The sequence below is a fragment of the Pseudarthrobacter sp. DSP2-3-2b1 genome, from assembly GCF_049895945.1.
Classification (GTDB): domain Bacteria; phylum Actinomycetota; class Actinomycetes; order Actinomycetales; family Micrococcaceae; genus Arthrobacter.
Map to the genome: position 1 here is coordinate 468,537 of NZ_JAFCTI010000001.1, position 16,991 is coordinate 485,527.

Annotated in this window: 16 protein-coding genes; 5 read left to right on the forward strand and 11 right to left on the reverse strand. The window is 66.2% G+C overall.

What is annotated here, in order from left to right:
• Window positions 1-137: 137 nt before the first annotated feature.
• The 5 genes from ACP7AX_RS01990 to ACP7AX_RS02010 all read right to left on the reverse strand — a co-directional run bounded on the left by ACP7AX_RS01990 (window position 138) and on the right by ACP7AX_RS02010 (window position 5,902).
• Window positions 138-1,745, reverse strand: a complete 1,608-nt coding sequence (locus tag ACP7AX_RS01990; protein ID WP_426225205.1) for an MDR family MFS transporter — start codon at window positions 1,743-1,745, stop codon at window positions 138-140.
• A gap of 1 nt (window position 1,746) precedes the next feature.
• Window positions 1,747-2,235 carry a MarR family transcriptional regulator gene (locus ACP7AX_RS01995; protein ID WP_131682341.1) on the reverse strand — a complete coding sequence of 163 codons (489 nt, stop codon included), beginning with the start codon at window positions 2,233-2,235 and terminating at the stop codon, window positions 1,747-1,749.
• 168 nt (window positions 2,236-2,403) lie between these two features.
• Window positions 2,404-4,098: a thiamine pyrophosphate-binding protein gene (locus tag ACP7AX_RS02000; RefSeq protein WP_426225206.1), complete on the reverse strand. Its 1,695-nt coding sequence runs from the start codon at window positions 4,096-4,098 to the stop codon at window positions 2,404-2,406.
• Between the two features lie 6 nt (window positions 4,099-4,104).
• On the reverse strand, window positions 4,105-5,181 hold the full coding sequence (gene speB / locus ACP7AX_RS02005; protein ID WP_426225207.1) for an agmatinase: 1,077 nt from the start codon (window positions 5,179-5,181) through the stop codon (window positions 4,105-4,107).
• 145 nt (window positions 5,182-5,326) lie between these two features.
• The gene (locus tag ACP7AX_RS02010) at window positions 5,327-5,902 is read right to left on the reverse strand and encodes a cupin domain-containing protein (protein WP_131682344.1); all 576 of its coding nucleotides are present in this window, start codon (window positions 5,900-5,902) and stop codon (window positions 5,327-5,329) included.
• A gap of 284 nt (window positions 5,903-6,186) precedes the next feature.
• Between ACP7AX_RS02010 and ACP7AX_RS02015 the strand changes: the two genes are divergently transcribed.
• Window positions 6,187-7,710 (forward strand): sodium:solute symporter, encoded by a 1,524-nt coding sequence (locus ACP7AX_RS02015; RefSeq protein ID WP_426225208.1) that lies wholly within the window; start codon window positions 6,187-6,189, stop codon window positions 7,708-7,710.
• A gap of 130 nt (window positions 7,711-7,840) precedes the next feature.
• Here ACP7AX_RS02015 and ACP7AX_RS02020 read toward each other — a convergent pair whose 3' ends face one another.
• Window positions 7,841-8,065: a hypothetical protein gene (locus tag ACP7AX_RS02020; protein ID WP_131682346.1), complete on the reverse strand. Its 225-nt coding sequence runs from the start codon at window positions 8,063-8,065 to the stop codon at window positions 7,841-7,843.
• A gap of 258 nt (window positions 8,066-8,323) precedes the next feature.
• Here ACP7AX_RS02020 and ACP7AX_RS02025 point away from each other — a divergent pair, with 258 nt between their 5' ends.
• Entirely contained in the window at window positions 8,324-9,466 is a 1,143-nt protein-coding gene (locus tag ACP7AX_RS02025) for a VIT1/CCC1 transporter family protein (protein WP_426225209.1), read from the forward strand.
• 131 nt (window positions 9,467-9,597) lie between these two features.
• Entirely contained in the window at window positions 9,598-10,473 is an 876-nt protein-coding gene (locus tag ACP7AX_RS02030; RefSeq protein ID WP_426225210.1) for a matrixin family metalloprotease, read from the forward strand.
• A 33-nt stretch (window positions 10,474-10,506) separates the two neighbouring features.
• Here ACP7AX_RS02030 and ACP7AX_RS02035 read toward each other — a convergent pair whose 3' ends face one another.
• Window positions 10,507-11,643, reverse strand: a complete 1,137-nt coding sequence (locus tag ACP7AX_RS02035; protein ID WP_426225211.1) for an LOG family protein — start codon at window positions 11,641-11,643, stop codon at window positions 10,507-10,509.
• A gap of 5 nt (window positions 11,644-11,648) precedes the next feature.
• Window positions 11,649-12,119, reverse strand: coding sequence for an SRPBCC family protein (locus ACP7AX_RS02040; protein ID WP_426225212.1), 471 nt, complete (start codon window positions 12,117-12,119; stop codon window positions 11,649-11,651).
• A 240-nt stretch (window positions 12,120-12,359) separates the two neighbouring features.
• Between ACP7AX_RS02040 and ACP7AX_RS02045 the strand changes: the two genes are divergently transcribed.
• Together ACP7AX_RS02045 and iolB are read left to right on the forward strand one after the other, a co-directional pair.
• Entirely contained in the window at window positions 12,360-13,100 is a 741-nt protein-coding gene (locus tag ACP7AX_RS02045; RefSeq protein ID WP_426225213.1) for a GntR family transcriptional regulator, read from the forward strand.
• A 15-nt stretch (window positions 13,101-13,115) separates the two neighbouring features.
• Window positions 13,116-14,009 carry a 5-deoxy-glucuronate isomerase gene (gene iolB / locus ACP7AX_RS02050; protein ID WP_426225214.1) on the forward strand — a complete coding sequence of 298 codons (894 nt, stop codon included), beginning with the start codon at window positions 13,116-13,118 and terminating at the stop codon, window positions 14,007-14,009.
• A 67-nt stretch (window positions 14,010-14,076) separates the two neighbouring features.
• On the opposite strand, the gene ACP7AX_RS02055 is transcribed toward iolB, so the two are convergent.
• From ACP7AX_RS02055 to ACP7AX_RS02065, 3 genes are read right to left on the reverse strand one after another with little or no spacing between them, the layout of a single operon-like run.
• A complete protein-coding gene (locus ACP7AX_RS02055; protein WP_426225215.1) occupies window positions 14,077-15,117 on the reverse strand; it encodes a Gfo/Idh/MocA family oxidoreductase in 1,041 nt (346 codons plus the stop codon).
• Window positions 15,114-15,899, reverse strand: coding sequence for a TIM barrel protein (locus tag ACP7AX_RS02060; protein ID WP_426225216.1), 786 nt, complete (start codon window positions 15,897-15,899; stop codon window positions 15,114-15,116). The genes ACP7AX_RS02055 and ACP7AX_RS02060 overlap by 4 nt, the downstream gene beginning before the upstream one ends.
• Window positions 15,899-16,987 carry a Gfo/Idh/MocA family oxidoreductase gene (locus ACP7AX_RS02065; RefSeq protein WP_426225217.1) on the reverse strand — a complete coding sequence of 363 codons (1,089 nt, stop codon included), beginning with the start codon at window positions 16,985-16,987 and terminating at the stop codon, window positions 15,899-15,901. The genes ACP7AX_RS02060 and ACP7AX_RS02065 overlap by 1 nt, the downstream gene beginning before the upstream one ends.
• Between the last annotated feature and the right edge of the window lie 4 nt (window positions 16,988-16,991).

A 16,991-nucleotide genomic window follows, 5' to 3' on the forward strand; every position in this document is an offset into this window, starting at 1 on the left:
GGTCCCCACTCTACGAAATAGTGCGGCGCCGCGTAACATCGGCAGGCAAAAGTTCATCGGAAAGCCTGAAGCGGGTGGAAAATGAGGCCCGGTTCCCCATCGGGTAACCGGGCCTCACGTGACCAGCAGCGCGCCTCTTACTTGTTCGCCGAGGCAAGCTCCGCCGTCGAGCGTTCAGAGTCTGCGCCAGACTGAAGATCACGCACGTCCGGCTCCACGTCCACGGTGCGCCGCAGCGGGCGTTCCTTGATGAACAGCACGGAGACCAGGGCGATGACGGCCACCACGGCGGAGATGAGGAACACCTCGGCGGTGGCGTCACCGTAGGCGGCGCGCATGATCTCGCGGACCGGGGCGGGCATGTCCACCAGGTCCATGCTTGCTCCGGCCGTGCCGCCGGCCACCGGGATGCCGGCAGCGTTGAGGCCCTCGGTGGCGAGTTGGCTGACCCGGCTGCTCAGGACCGCTCCCAGTACTGCCACGCCGATCGCGCCGCCTACCGAGCGGAAGAAGGCCACTGAGGCGCTGGCCGTTCCGATGTCCGACGCCCGCACGGTGTTCTGGACTGCCAGCACCAGGTTCTGCATCAGCATGCCCAGGCCCACGCCCAGGATTGCCGTGAAGATCCCGGCCTGCCACAGTTCGGTGGTGTGGTCCATGGTGCCGGCCAGGCCCAGTCCGCCGATCAGCAGGACGGACCCGCCGATCAGGTACCTCTTCCACTTTCCCGTGCGGCTGATCAGCAGGCCGGAGACCACGGAGCCTGTCAGGTTGCCGGCGATCATGGGAAGTGTCAGCAGGCCGGCCTCGGTGGGCGAGGCGCCGCGGGCCACCTGGAAGTACTGGCCCAGGAAAGTGGTGGAACCGAACATGGCCACACCCACGGCCACGGAGGCCAGGATGGCCAGGGCGGTGGTGCGCTCGGAGATGATCTTGAGCGGGATGATGGGCTGTTCCACTTTGGCTTCGACCAGCACCAGCAGGGCCAGGAGCACCACGCCGCCGCCCACCATGGCGGCTGACTGCCAGGAAACCCAGCCGTAGTAGGCGGGGTTGCCGGCGAAGGAGACCCAGATGAGCAGCAGGCTGACGCCGGAGGTCAGCAGGATGGAGCCCAGCCAGTCGATCTTGGCGGGGCGTTTGATGTGCTGGATCTTCAGGGTTACCTGAAGCAGGATCAAGGCAACCACGGCCAGCGGCACGCAGACGAAAAACGTCCAGCGCCAGCCGAGCGGGCTGTCCACGATGAAGCCGCCCAGCAGCGGGCCGCCGGCGGTGCCAACGGCCATCACGCCGCCCATGTAGCCGGAGTATTTGCCGCGGTCCCGGGGCGGGATCATGGTGCCGATGATGGCCTGGGACAGGGCCGTAAGGCCGCCCATCGCAACACCCTGGATGACGCGGGCGGTGAGCAGCAGCGGGATGGTTTCGGACAGTCCGGCCATGACCGATCCGGCCACAAAGATGACAATGCTCAGCTGGACCAGGACCTTTTTGTTGAAGAGGTCAGCCAGCTTGCCCCAGAGCGGGGTGGTGACGGCGTTGGCCAGGAGCGCGGCCGTGATCACCCAGGCGAAATCGGTCTGGGTGCCGTGGAGATCGGACATGATGGTGGGCAGCGCGTTCGCAACGATGGTGCTGCTGAGGATGGCGGTGAAGAAGGCCGCCAGGAGCCCGGTGAGGGCCTCCATGATTTGGCGGTGGGTCATCACCACGGGAGGTGCAGTAGCAGGTGGATTCGACATGTCAGTGCTCCTGGAGTGTCTTGGTCATCGTGTGGGGACCGGCCGCCGTTGCCCGGGCTGAGAGTTTGAGGGAATCCGTGAGCCGCGCCAGGGTCCGCGCGGTTTCTTCGGCATCGTCCTGGCTCCAGCTGCTGAGGTAGTCCTGCAAGGTGGCTGCGCGGAGCTCCTCGATCTGGCGGAGCTTCTCCACTCCGGCCGGCGACAAAGCAACCAGCTGGGCCCGGCCGTCGCAGGGATCCTGCCGCCTGGTGACGTAGCCCTGCATTTCGAGATCAGCGATGTGGCGGCTGAGGACGGGGGCGCTGACGCCCAGCCGTTCTGCCAGGTGGGTGGCGCGGGATTCGCCCTCCCCCACAAACCGCAGGACGCCCTGCACCGCCACGCCCGTATCCATACCGCGGAAACTCGCGTTCGCCACGTACCGGACCACGCGCTGGAGGTCGAAAATGCGGGAGACAAGATCCGCAGCAGTGTCTGGCGCAACGGCCATGATTGAACCCTCCTTTTTGCTTGCCTCAGGCAACTATATAGAAAAATGGTTGCTTTAGGAAACTAACAAGCTGGAATGGCCCTTAAACGCCAAGCGCGGACCTGCAGCCAATAGACCCGTTTCGGGGGTTATCAGCTGCCGGTCCGCGCTGTTTACGAAGCGGCTTTCTCAGCCGTCCAGGTGGGTGGGGCCGAACATTTTGAGCAGGGTTTCAACGACGACGACGTTGGGGCCGTCGGCGGCGAAGCCCGCCCTGAGCGCGTCCCCCACGTCCTCGGGGGCCACCCGGGTGGCCGGGACGCCGAATGCTTCGGCGAGTTTGACGAAGTCGGGGCGCGCCAACTCGGTGGCCGTGGCTTTGCCGAACGCACCCACCATGTACTCGCGCAGGATGCCGTAGCCGCCGTCGTCCACGATCAGCCACGTGACCGGCACGTTGTGCTGCTTCGCCGTGGCAAGTTCGGAGATGGAGTACATGGATGAACCGTCGCCGGAAACTGCAAGGACCCTGCCGGGTTTGCCCACTGTTTCCAGGCCAACGGCACCGCCGATTGCGGCCGGGAAACCGTACCCCAGGCCGCCGGCACCCTGGGCCGAGTGGAATTGGCCGTCCCGGGCATCCCAGCAGCTCCAGCCCCAATACGCCGCAATGGTCATGTCCCAGAAGGTCTGCATGTCCGCGGGGACTGCCTCCCGGATGTCGGCCATAAACTTCAGTTCCTTGCCCAGGTCCTGCGCTTCCAGCCGCGCTTTCACCTTGGCCAGGGAATCCTTCACCAGGGTCTCGGGCGTGGCTCCATGCCAGTTGGGTTTGGTTCCCGGTACTGCCTGAAGTGCCGCATCCAGGGCGGCGAGCGCCTGGCCTGCGTCGGCGCGGATGCCCAGGCCCGGGCTGTTGGATTCGAGCACGCGCGGTTCGGCGTCGATCTGGATGATCCGGCCGCGCGGCTCGAACGTGAAGTAGTTGGACGTGACCTCGCCCAGGGAGGAGCCGATCACAATCAGGACGTCGGCATCTTCCAGGAGGTCCGTCATGTGGCGGTCCTCGATCCAGGACTGCAGGGACAGTTCGTGGTTCCAGGGGAATGCCCCGTTGCCGCCAGGTGTGCAGATGACCGGCGCGCGAAGCTTCTCGGCGATGGCGAGCAGGGACCTCTCGGCCCGGCCACGGCGCGTACCGCCGCCCGCGATGATGGCCGGACGTTCCGCCGTCGCAAGCCATTTCACTGCCTCGCGGACCAGCTCCACGCGGGGCGGGTTGTCCGCCGCTTCGGCGAGCGCGTCCTCAACCGGCGGGACCATGATGGGATCCAGCAGCACGTTCTGCGGGATTTCCAGCCAGACGGGCCCCTGCGGGGAGGAGATGGCCTCGGTCCAGGCATCCTGGATGGCCGACGGGATACCGGAGGCGTGCTGGATCAGGCGCTGGCTCTTGGTGACGTTGGCGGCCGAGGCCTTCTGGTCATCGAGCTGGTGGAGCATGCCTTTGCGGCGGGCCCCCAGCCCGTCGAGCGGGATCTGGCTGGCCACCACAACCATGGGCACACCCGTTGCGTAGGCCTCCTGCAGGCCGGCCAGGGACGTCAGTGCGCCTGGCCCGGTGGAGAGGAACAGGACGCCCACTTCACCGGTAGCGCGCGAATAGCCGTCAGCTGCGAAGGCTGAGTTATTCTCCACGCGGGAGGAAACGAAATGCAGGTTCCCGCGGCCCATGGCATCGAACAGGCCCAGCGCGTGCTGGCCCGGAATGCCGAAGACCGTCTTGGCCCCCAGGGCTTCGAGGGTCTCGACGACGAGATCCCCGCCGTTGCGAACGTCGGTGCCTTTGGTGGGAGCTGCTGTGCCCGGATCGAAGTCAATCATGATTTGCTACTCCTTGATTCCAGCGGCGATTCCAGCCGCGAAGCCGGCAGGCTGGCGGATCTGCTGGCCGAGGGCCTGGGCGGCGTAGCCGTTGGCTGCGCCGAACCTGTCCCCCGGAACAGCATTGTCCGCCATCAGGGTGACCAGTTCATAGGCAACATGGCTCGCTGCCACCCCGGTGATTTCGGCGTGATCGTAGGCAGGGGCCACTTCGACGATGTCGGCGCCCACCAGGTTCATGCCGCGGAAGCCTCGGATGATTTCCAGGAGTTCGCGGCTGGTGATGCCGCCGGCCTCGGGGGTTCCGGTGCCCGGGGCGTGGGCCGGGTCCAGGACGTCGATGTCCACGGAGATGTAGAGCGGGCGGTTGCCGATCCGGTCGCGGACCTTGGCCACGGTCTCGAGGACGCCCTGGTAGTAGACGTCTGCGGAGGTGACGATGCCGAACCCGAAGCGGTGATCGTCGTCGAGGTCCTTCTTGCCGTAGAGCGGGCCGCGGGTGCCGATGTGGCTGATGGCCTCGGTGTCCAGGATGCCTTCTTCCACGGCCCGGCGGAACGGGGTGCCGTGGGTGTATTCGGCGCCGAAGTAGGTGTCCCAGGTGTCCAGGTGGGCGTCGAAGTGGAGCATGGCGATGGGGCCACCCGCCCGTTCGGCCGCCGCACGGAGCAGAGGCAGGGCGATGGTGTGGTCCCCGCCCAGGGTCACCAGTTTGCTGCCGGCCGCCGTCAGGTCCAGGGCGTTCTGCTGGATGGCCTCAATGGCCTCGTTGATGTTGAACGGATTGACCGCCATGTCACCGGCGTCGGCAACCTGGATGTTCTCGAACGGGCTGACATCCCAGGCCGGGTTGTACGGGCGGAGCAGGCGGCTCGCTTCACGGACATGATTGGCACCGAACCGCGCGCCTGGACGGTAGGAGACACCGGAATCGAACGGCACGCCCACCACCGTCACATCAGCCTTGGCCACCTGGTCCAGGCGGGGCAGGCGGGCATACGTGGCGGCGCCGGCGTAACGCGGGATGCGGGATGAATCGATCGGACCAAGATTGCCGTTGGCTTCGATGCGCAGCTCTTTCACGGTGAGCCTCTCCTTTGAGATTGATCGGCGGGTGTGACACCCATCATACGCAGAAGTTTCGCAATGTGCACCAAATGTTTACACCGGAACGGCGCCGGGGCCGCGCAACCTACCCGGGCCCGGCAACCTAGATGCTGGCGGCAACTTACCGGCTGGCGGCGGGCACCAGGACCCAGAGCACTTCCACCGGCTCGTCGGTGGGGTTGGCCCAGGTGTGCGGTTCGCGTCCGGGGAACGTCACGGTATCGCCGGTGCTGAGTTCGTATTCCTCGTTGGTGAGGATCAGGCGGATCTGGCCCTTGATCACGTGGAGCACGTCAACATCGCAGTCCACGGCGTACAGTTCGGATTCGCCGCGGCCGTGGGGTGCAATGACCGCCTGGATGATCTGGACGCGCCGTTCGGACCGCGCCGTCAGCAGCCGTTCCACAATTCCTTCGCCGCCAAGCGAGATTTTTGGCCCCGCACCTTTTTTGGTCAGGTGCGTTTCCGGGGCCATAAACAGGTCACCGATGGAGATGGAGAGCACCTGGCACAGGGTCACCAGCGAGGCCACGGACGGCGAGGTAAGGTCCCGCTCCACGCGGCTGAGGAATCCCTTGGTCAGCCCGGTAGCGTCTGCCACCTGCTCGATGGTCAGCCGCTGCGACTGCCGGGCGGCACGGATCCGGGAACCGATGGCAACCGGGGTGTTGCTCGGCTCAACTGGCAGTGCCTTCATGTGCGAACCTTTCGTGGCCGGTGGTCCAGCCCCATCTCTGGAGCAATACTAATGGCCAGCAGCCCGCGAAAAGCGGCCGGCCGCGTCGTACAAGATCATGTGGCGTAGCAACGTTGACTGTTACGCCGGTCACAGAATATGCTTGCGGACAACAAATGTTGCCTGTCAGGCAATTATTGGCTTTTTGTTCCCCTTTCACTCCGCAAGAGCAGCAGAATACCGGCTCCCTCCGGGCAGGCCCACCGGTTCACGCACGCTGCACCTCAGCTCCAGGAGCCCCCAACATGGATCCAAATTTCGTCAACATCGCCATCGTGGTGGTGTATCTCATCGCAATGCTGGCCTTCGGCTGGTGGGGCAAGTCCCGCACCCGGAACAACAGCGACTTCCTCGTGGCAGGGCGCCGCCTCGGCCCGTTCCTCTACACAGGCACCATGGCCGCCGTGGTCCTCGGCGGGGCCTCCACCGTGGGCGGTGTAGGACTCGGCTACAAGTTCGGCATCTCCGGCATGTGGCTTGTGGTTGCCATCGGCGCCGGCGTGCTGCTGCTGAGCCTGCTCTTCGCGGGCACCATCCAGCGGCTGAAGATCTACACGGTCTCCCAAATGCTCACCCTGCGCTACGGCAGCAAGGCGACGCAGACCTCCGGCATCGTGATGCTGGCCTACACGCTGATGCTGTGCGCCACCTCCACCGGCGCCTACGCCACCATCTTCGTGGTCCTCTTCGGCTGGGAGCGCTGGCTGGCCATCGCCATCGGCGGGGCCATCGTCCTGGTCTACTCCACGATCGGCGGCATGTGGTCCATCACCCTGGCCGACCAGGTGCAGTTCGTCATCAAAACGGTAGGCATCTTCCTCCTGATGCTCCCCTTCACCCTGAACGCTGCCGGCGGGCTGGACGGTATCCGCGGCCGTGTGGATGCAAGCTTCTTCCAGTGGGACGGCATCGGCGTGCAGACCATCATCACGTACTTCGTGGTCTACACCCTTGGCCTGCTGATCGGCCAGGACATCTGGCAGCGCGTGTTCACGGCCAAAAATCCGGGCGTGGCACGCTGGGGCGGCGCCACTGCCGGCATCTACTGCATCCTGTACGGCGTGGCCGGGGCACTGATCGGCCTGGGAGCCAAAGTTGCCCTGCCTGATATCGACGTCGCCACCGGCGGCAAGGACGTTGTCTACGCCGAGGTAGCCCAGAACCTGCTCCCGATCGGCATCGGCGGGCTGGTCCTTGCCGCAGCCGTGGCCGCCATGATGTCCACCGCTTCCGGCGCCCTGATCGCCGCGGCAACCGTGGCGCGCGCCGATGTCCTGCCGTTCGTCGCAAGCTGGTTCGGCAAGGACATTAACACCGGGGACACCGACAACCCCGAGCATGACGTCAAGGCCAACCGCATGTGGGTCCTCGGACTCGGGGTCGTGGCCATCCTGATCGCCATCATCACCAAGGACGTCGTGGCTGCCCTCACCATCGCCTACGACATCCTGGTGGGCGGCCTGCTCGTGGCAATTCTGGGTGGTCTGGTGTGGAAGCGCGGAACCGGCCTCGCCGCTGCCGCCTCCATGGCCGTGGGTTCAGTGGTCACGCTCGGCACCATGATTGTGCTGGAAATCAACGCGGAGGTTCCGCTGGACGGCGTCTTCGCCAACGAACCGATCTACTTCGGCCTGCTCAGTTCGGCCGTGGTTTACGTGGCGGTCTCGCTGCTGACTAAGCCCACGGATCCCCAGGTCATGCGCAACTGGGTCCGGCGCGTCGCCGGCAAGGACAACGAAGAAGTACCGGTAGCAGTTCCCGCACCGTAGCGCGGAGCAGGCAGCACACCAGCAGGAAGTACGACGGCGGCACCCGCGTTCGCTTTTCAGCGAACCCCGGGTGCCGCCGTCGTCCGTTCTGCGTGAGGCGCGTCACCGGACCTTCATGCCGGTTCCGCTCCTATTCAATACCGCGGAATTCGTCCTCATCCAGCGGAACCAGCCGTTCCTCGGCGTCGACCTTGACCGGGGGCGTTGGAACGATGACCTCTTCGGCATCGAGGAACTCGTCCTCCGCGTCCCAATCGTCCTCGTCAACCGGAATGTCCTCGGCATAGTCGTAAGCGGGGTCCGATTCAACTGATTCAAGGTGCGGCAGGTCCGGGTGCTCTCCGGTGGTGTTCATAGTCCAACCTCCGATTATTCGCCTGTGACATGCTCTTGCGGCCGGGCGGTGGCGGGCGCCCACACCTTCATAACAGCACCGCGGGAATGTGGGGTCAAGGGCCGGACGGCCTTCAGCGGTGGACCCACGGGAGCAGGGAATATTAAGGGGAGCCGAAAATTGCGAGTGAGGTTTGCCAGCCGAAAATCCGCGGATTTCCGCGGTAGGCTGGTCACTGCAATGGGGCCGAACCATGCCCTATCCAGCACAGGAGCCTTCGTGACTCAGCACGCCAAACCCAGCCGCGCCCACCCCTCCGCGGACCCCCACCCGTCTGCACCGCAGCCCTCTGCAGCAGACATCCGCCGGTGGCGCCAGTACCTCGCAGACGAACGCGCCGAGGCCGCCGTCTACCGCGACCTGGCCCAGAACCGCGTCGGTGAAGAGCGGGACATCCTCCTGGCCCTCGCCGACGCAGAAGGCCGCCATGAAGCCCATTGGCTGAAACTCCTGGGCGAGAACGCCCAGAAGTCCCGGCCCGCATCGCTGCGGAGCCAGCTGCTCGGCTTCCTTGCCCGCCACTTCGGTTCGGTGTTCGTTCTTGCCCTGGCCCAGCGCGCCGAAGGCCGCTCCCCCTATTCCCGGGAACCCAACGCCACTGACGCGATGGCGGCCGACGAACAGATCCACGAGGAAGTGGTCCGCGGCCTGGCCACCCGTGGCCGGAACCGGCTTGCCGGCACCTTCCGCGCCGCCGTGTTCGGCGCCAACGACGGCCTGGTCAGCAACCTCTCACTGGTCATGGGCATGGCCGCCTCCGGGGTCTCCAGCGGCGTGGTGCTGCTCAGCGGCATCGCCGGGCTCCTGGCCGGTGCCATGTCCATGGGCGCCGGCGAGTTTGTTTCGGTGCGTTCCCAGCGAGAACTCCTGGCCGCCACCAGGCCCACGCAGATCACGCTGGCCGCCGCACCCAAACTCGATCTTGAACACAACGAACTGCTGCTGGTGTACCTGGCCCGGGGCATGTCCCGGGAGGCCGCCGAACACCGCGTGGCAGAACGCACCGGACTGCTGGCCTGCGACTGCGATCCCAGCCTGTCCCTGCAGCCTGAACTGCCCGAAGCCGCCGACCAGCATGAGGCGGTGGGCACCGCGTGGGGCGCAGCGCTCTCCAGCTTCTGCTTCTTCGCCTCCGGCGCCATTGTGCCCATCCTGCCGTTCCTGTTCGGCATGACGGGTGTGGCCGCGCTGGTGGTGGCTGGCGTCCTGGTGGGCCTGGCGTTGCTGGTGACCGGCGGAATCGTGGGCCTGCTGTCCGGCACGTCGCCGCTGACGCGCGGGCTGCGCCAGCTGGCGATTGGCCTGGGGGCCGCCGGCGTCACGTACCTGCTGGGCCTGGCCTTCGGCACCGTGGTGGGTTAGTGGACGCGGGACCACCGCGCCCTTCCGACGGGGGCCCTTCCGACGGGAGCCACTCCGGCGGGCGCCGCTCCAACAGGCTTCGCTCCGACGGGAGTCCCCGGCGGTGCGGCGGGATTGTCCGCAATTTCCTTGTGCTGACGGCCATCGGTGCCTCGGCGTTCCTGGTGGCAGGGTTTCTTTACGGTGATCCGCGCATCATGGGCCTGCTGGACGTCCGGATCGGCCCGGGCCTGCAGCCAGGCCAACCCGGCGCCGGCCAACCCGCCGGGGGCCAGTCCGGAACGGGCGAATCCGGAACGCCGGAGCCCGGCACTGCTGGGCGGGCGGGCAGGAGCGCTGAAGCCCCGCCGCCGGGGATGGAGGAAGAGGGAGCTCCGCTTGGCAGCCCGGAGTCTCCGGTGCTGGGGAGCGATTCCTACGGTTTCCTCGCGGTCAATGGCGACGGCACTCCGGTGGGGTACTCCCCCTGTCGGCCGCTGCATTATGTGGTCAACGCCGAACTTGCCCCAGCCGGCGCGCAGCAGCTGGTTCCGGACGCCATTGACACCATTTCCCGGGCCACCGGCATTCAGTTCATTTATGACGGGGCCACCACCGAGCAGCCGTCCGGGCAGCGGGATCCGTACCAGCCTGATGCCTACGGTGACCGGTGGGCTCCCCTGCTCATCGCCTGGACCACCCCCGAGGTTGCCCCGCAGCTTAAGGGCAAGGTGATCGGTACCGGCGGGAGCACCCATTACAGCTTCGACGACGGCCCCAAGACCTTCGTCACCGGCAGCCTGGAACTGGACGCCTTGCAGATCACCGAGGACCTGCGGCAGCCGGACGGGAAGCTGTACGCCACCGCAGTGATCCTGCACGAACTTAGCCATGTGATGGGACTGGAGCACGTGGACGATCCCAGGCAGCTGATGTACCCCGAGATCGGCAGCCCCGAGGGACTCGCGGCGGGCGATCTCAACGGATTGTACGAGCTCAGCAAAGCCCAGTGCCGCAAGGATTTGTAGCTCTCCTGAGGCGTTGTTCAGAGCGGTCAGGCCCTACCCGCCCATGACCGCGAGGGCCTCCTCCACGCTGTCCACCAGGAAGATCCTGTCCTCCATGGCGCGTCCGGCGGCCAGTTTCTGAAGGATGGGCCACGCCGGGCACTCCTCCTCCCAGTGCCGCTTTCCCACCAGCACCATGGGCGTGACGGCTTCGCGGGCGCTGTAATAGTTCTCGCACGCGTCCTGGAAGATTTCCTGCACGGTACCGGCCGCTCCCGGCAGGAAGATGATCCCACCGTCGCAGACCTCCAACAGGATTGCCTCCCGCACCGCGTTGGCGAAGTACTTGGCGATGTGCGTGGCGAAGTAATTCGGCGGCTCGTGTCCATAAAACCAGGTGGGGATCCCCAGCGACGGCGTTCCATTCGGGAAACGCTCGACGACGGCGGCAGCCGCCCGCGCCCACGCGGACACGGAGGGGCGGAACCCCGGGACGGAACCGAGCCCGGCGAGCGCCGCAGCCACCTCGGCTTCCGGGAAGCCGCTCAGGTACGCGCCCAGGTTCGCAGCCTCCATGGCACCCGGCCCGCCACCGGTCGCGACAACCCGCCCGCTGCGGGCAAGCAGCCTGCCCAACGCCGCGGCCTGGCCAAATCCCTCGCTGCCGCGCTGCGCCGCGTGGCCGCCCATCACCCCCACCACGGTCCGGCCGGCGAAAACATCCGAGCGGAGGAACTCCTCCAGTGCGTCCCCTATCGCGTGATCGTGCAATGCCGACGCCAGGGTGGACTCCAGCTGGTGGCGCTGCCCGGGCTGGATGCTCCACTGGTACACCAGCGCGTCCGGGAGTTCCTCATACGGTGAATTTTCCAGGCCGGTATACAGCTCCTGCGGTGTGTACAGCTGCGCCCGGTAGGGATCGAACGGAACTCCTTCGAGGCGTGGAAATATCAGTGCGCCCCGCCGGCGGATCCGGTCCTCGACCCCCGGATCGAACGTGCAGCCCAGGAATATGGCGCCTCCCACGTCCAGGGTGTCCAGCGCGGCCTGCCGGCCACGGAGGTCCAGGGACTGGGCATGCCAGCCGTGCATGGCCACTGCCCCGGCGCGCACCAGCCGGTCGAAGCTGTCAAGGCTTTCGATTTCAAGGGTGCGCGGGCTGTGGCCGCGGCTGGCGGTGAGGTCCACCATGGCTGTTAGCCGTTCACTTCGGCGGTGCCCGTCAGGTGGTGATCCAACCGGGCAAGGGTTTCCTCGATGCTGACCGGGTGGCGGCGCAGGTACCCGGCAAGCCGCAGGAAGAATTTGCCGCGGACTGCCCGGGCGTCCCACTGCTCGGTGACTTTGGTCCCGGCGGTTCCATCGGCGGCGGTGGCTGGTTCCAGGATGTAGCGCCAAACGTGGCCGTAGAAGTGGCGCCACGCGATCCGCCGGCCTTCCTCAAATTCGCAGACCGTATTGAGGATCTTGTAATCCACCTTGACGTTCATCTCCATGCCGAACTTCGCTCCGGCGGACAACCTCTCCGGGCCGCGCGGCTGGGCGCCTTTGACCGTGCCGGAGCCATCGATAACGCTGTGCATCGCAGGGGTGGCGAGGATTTCAAAGATCGCTTCGGGGGTGGCCGCGATGAAGCGCTCACGGGAGACGAGGTATCGGTTAGTCATTCCCCCAGCCTAAAGGCAGGCCCCCCCGGCCGGCGGGACGGATACCCTCATGAGACCTTCGTGCGCATGTCCGGACATGTTTCTCCGTTGCCATCGGCACGGGCTTGCGGCTCCCTTGACGGCCGCCAGCCTGCTGATATCATCGATTCAGAAGTATGTCCTATCAAGCGAACATATGCAGACCAGTACCTTCACAAGAGGTGCCGGCCGGGCAACGCGTGGAACCTGAGGAAAGATTCAGTGACGAACCAACTCGGCCTCATCATCGACCGGTCCTCCCCTGTCCCCCTGTACCACCAGGTGGTCCAGGGGATTGAGGCAGCCATCCACAGTGGCATCCTGGAACCTGGCAGCAGGCTGGACAACGAGATCGACCTTGCCGCCCAGCTCAACCTGTCCAGGCCCACCATGCGCAAGGCCATGGATGAGCTGGTCCGCTCCGGGCTTCTGGTGCGCAAGCGCGGCGTCGGGACTCAGGTGGTCTCCAGCCAGGTCCGGCGGCCTTTGGAGCTTTCCAGCCTGTTCGACGATCTCACCAACAACGGCAAAAAACCCACCACCGAGGTGCTGAGCTTCTCGCATGGGGAGGCAGACGCAGCCACGTTGGCCACCTTGGAGATCCCCGCAGGATCCACGGTCTACCACTTCACCCGGCTGCGCAAGGTCGGCGGGAAACCACTGGCGCTGATGGAGAACTGGGTCCGGGACGATATCGTCGCCATCGACGAAGCAACCCTCGCAGCCGAAGGGCTTTACGCCATCCTGCGCCGGGGCGGCGTCAACTTCCGGCTCGCCACGCAACGGATAGGCGCAGTGATCGCCAACGAATTCCAGGCAGGCCTTCTCGACGCACCCGTGAACTCGGCACTGGTCACCATGGAGCGCACCGCCACGGACGATACAGGCCGCCGGGTGGAAACAGGCCACCACGTTTACCGCGCCGATTCCTACAGCTTTGAAATGACACTCGTACAGCGCTAACGCAAGGAAAAATCCATGGCCAACTGGGTCTACCCCCTGGGCACCGCCGCCGACGCCGGCTGGGACATCTCACTCGGAACTTCCGATTCATCACTGGCCGTGGACGGCTGGGCCCACACCGGCCTGAAGGTGGCCACCCTGGCCGCCGGCGCCGCCGTCGTCCTTCCTGCAGCGGGTGAGGAACGCATCATCGTTCCCCTCAGCGGCTCGTTCACTGCAACTGTCGACGGCGACGATTACCGGCTGGGCGGGCGGGCTTCGGTTTTCCACGGCCCCAGTGATGTGCTCTACACGGGGACGGGAAAGGCCGTCACCATCAGATCGGCCGACGGCGGCAGGGTGGCGGTTGCCACCGCTCCCGCCAGCGCGTGGTACCCCACCCGGCTGGTCACCGCCGCCGAAACCCCCGTGGAACTCCGCGGCGCCGGCAACTGCTCACGCCAGGTCCACAACTTCGGGACCCCTGCTGCGCTGGAAGCTGACCGGTTCATAGTCTGTGAGGTGCTCACTCCCGCCGGCAACTGGTCCTCCTATCCCCCGCACAAGCACGATGAGGAGAAGGACGGGGAAACCCAGCTCGAAGAGATCTATTACTTCGAGACCCGGGTGGCCGACGGCTCCGGGGCTCCGGCCGACGCCGATGCGATCGGGTACCAGCGCGTGTACGCCTCGGACGAGCGTCCCATTGATGTCGCAGCAGAGGTCCGAACCGGCGATGTTGTGCTGGTTCCGTACGGCTGGCACGGCCCTGCCATGGCCGCTCCCGGCTACGACCTGTACTACCTCAACGTCATGGCAGGCCCAGGCCCGGTCCGTGAATGGCTGATCAGCGATGACCCCCACCACGGCTGGGTGCGGCAGAGCTGGGACGGCCAGGACGTGGACCCCCGCCTGCCGTTCGGCGCCTGATTCGTCGGTGAACCAAAAAGCTCCCCTCCGGAATGTAACCTCCGGAGGGGAGCTTTTCTGTGGAGCGTCAGACGGCCTGCTCGGCGGCAAGCGCTACCCTGACCGGAACCCCGCTCGCCAGCGACTCCTGCGCGGCATCCGCCACCCGTGAAGCGGCGACGGCGTCCTCCGGCGTGCAGGGGTTCGCCCGCCGGCCGAGGACCAGCTCAACAAAGGCTGCCATTTCCGAGCGGTAGGCCGCGTCGAATCGTTCAGCGAAGGTCTTATGGGACTCGCCCGCGGGGAACCTGACGCCCTGCTCGGCTGATGTCAGGGCGGATTTTTCGTCGAGGCCGACCATCAGGGAACCCTTGGAGCCCTGGATCTCGAGGCGGACGTCATGGCCGGCCCCGTTGTAGCGGCTGGCAGACACAGTGCCCACGGTGCCGTCGTCGAACGTGATCACAGCCAGCGCCGTGTCCACGTCGCCCACCGCGCCGATGGCGGGATCGCCGTTGTTGGAACCGCGGGCGTAGACCTCCACGATTTCGCGCCCGGTCAGCCAGCGCAGGATGTCGAAATCGTGGACCGAGCAGTCGCGGAACAGCCCGCCGGAGGTGGCCAGGAATTCCACCGGCGGCGGCGTCATGTCACAGGTGACGGCCCGCAGCGAGTGGATCCAGCCGAGCTCCCCGGCCTGGTAGGCACGCTTCGCTTCCAGGTACCCGGAGTCAAAGCGGCGCTGGTGGCCGATCTGGACCACGCCGTCCTTGGCGCGGATGTGCTCCAGGACGGGCAGGGAATCGGCCACATTCATGGCCACGGGCTTTTCGCAGAAAACGGGAATACCTGCGTCCACGCCCGCCCGGATCAGTTCCGGGTGGGTGGCTGTTCCGGTGGCGATGACCAGCCCCTGGATGCCGGAGGCGATCAGGGCATCCACCGAGGGCAGGAATTCTGCGCCGAGGCCCGCCGCTACCGTGCGGGCGTGGTCTTCGGCGACGTCGGTCAGCCGCAGTTGGACACCGATGCCCTGGGCCGCGAATTCCGTGTTGAGCGCTGCGATGTTGTTGGCGTGCATCACGCCGATCCGGCCCACGCCAACCAGTCCGAGAATGGTATTTTTCATAGTTTGTCCTCTGCATAGACGGTAAAGGCGGTTCGGAAGGCTTCCAGCGCCGCCAGGTCGTCGCCGCTGGACCACGCCTCCATGCCGACGGTTCCCTCATAGCCGGCGGCTGCGAGCGCCCGGGCCACGGCCGCGTAGTTGATTTCGCCGGTGCCGGGCTCGCAGCGGCCGGGAACGTCGGCCACCTGGATCTCGCCGATGTGCGGCAGCGCCGTGCGTATGAGCTCGATCAGGTTCCCCTCCCCCAACTGTGCGTGATAGAGGTCCAGCATGAGTTTCACGTTGGGGTGGGCCACCGCTTCCACGAGGGCCAGGGTGTCCTTGGCACGGGCCAGCGGAATGCCCGGATGGTCCAGCACCGTGTTGAGGTTTTCCAGGCAGAACGTGAGGCCGTGCTTCTCACCGAGCACACCAAGGCGTTCCAGGGTCCGTGCACCGGTGATCCACATTTTGCCAGTGGAGCGGTAGGCGGGCCGCGCTGCCTTCCCGTCGATGAGCTCCGCGGAGTGGACCACCATCCGGCTGACGCCGAGTTCCAACGCTGTGGGAATCAGTGTTTCAGCGGTCCGCACCACGTCGTCGGCTGTGTCCGGGTCCACCAGGCTGCCGGAGGTGTAGCCGGTCATCGAGGAAAAGACGGCGCCGGTGGCTTTGAGCGCGGCGATGTCCTTATTCCTCGAGTCCCAGAGTTCGACGTCGAAACCCGCTTGGTGGATCCGCCGCACCCGCTCGGTGAACGGCAGCCCCGTAAACACCATTTCGGCGCACACGGCCAGCCGCATCAGACGGCCGCCTTCTGGGCCACAGCAACCGGACCGCCGTGCTGGACGGATTCTATGCACGCCAGCGCCATGGCGAGGGCACGCCTGGCGTCGGCGGCCCCCGGGGTGAGGGTCTGCGCGCCCGACGGCGGCTGGTCGCCGTCGCGGTGCGCGCGGACCGCCGCGGTGAAGTCAACGAGTTCGTCGGTGTAGGCATCCCGGAACAGCTCAACGTTGAGCCGTGGCGTATCGGCGGACAGGCCTTCGGCGGTGTACCTCACCGCTGCCGTTTCAGTGGGGCGTCCCGCCTGGACCATACCCTTGGAGCCGAATACTTCTCCCCTGACGTCATAGCCGTAGAGTGCGCTGAAGTTCGCCTCCGCCACCGCCAGGGCTCCGTTGCTGTAGCGGATGGTGACCACTGCCGTGTCCAGGAATCCCTGGTCGCGGAGGGCCGGTTCCACGAGCGCGTCCGCGGCGGCATAAACCTCCACCGGCTCCGCGCCTTCGTTGAACCAATTCAGGGTGTCGAAATCGTGGATCAGGGTTTCCAGGAAAATGGTCCAGGCAGGAATCCGGGCTGCGTGTCCGATGCTCCCGGTGCCCGGGTCCCTGGTCAGCGAGCGCAGGAGCTGCGGCGTCCCGACCACGCCGTTGGCCAGGTCCTTCTTGGCAGACTGGAAGTCAGCGGCGTAGCGGCGGTTGAATCCGATCTGGAAGTGGATCCCCGCCGTTTCCACGGCGCGGAGGGCGGCGTCGAGTTCGTCGAGGTTCTGCGCACCGGGTTTCTCGCAGAACACATGTTTGCCCGCCGCGGCGGCCTGGGCGATCAGGGACGCGTGGAACCGTGCCGGGCTGGCGATGATCACGGCGTCGATGTCCGGATCAGCCAGGATGTCCGCGGCGTCAGCGGTGACCTTCGCTGCACCAAGGCCGGCCGCCACGGAGGCTGCGGAGTCCAGGTTGGGATCTGCGACGGCGGCCAGGACGGCACCGGGAATCCTGCGGGCAATGCTTTCGCCGTGGAATGCCCCCATCCACCCGGAGCCGATGAGGCCCAGCCGCACCGGGGCGGGCATTTCGGTGGAACGCTGTTCGATGTAGGCCATGGGC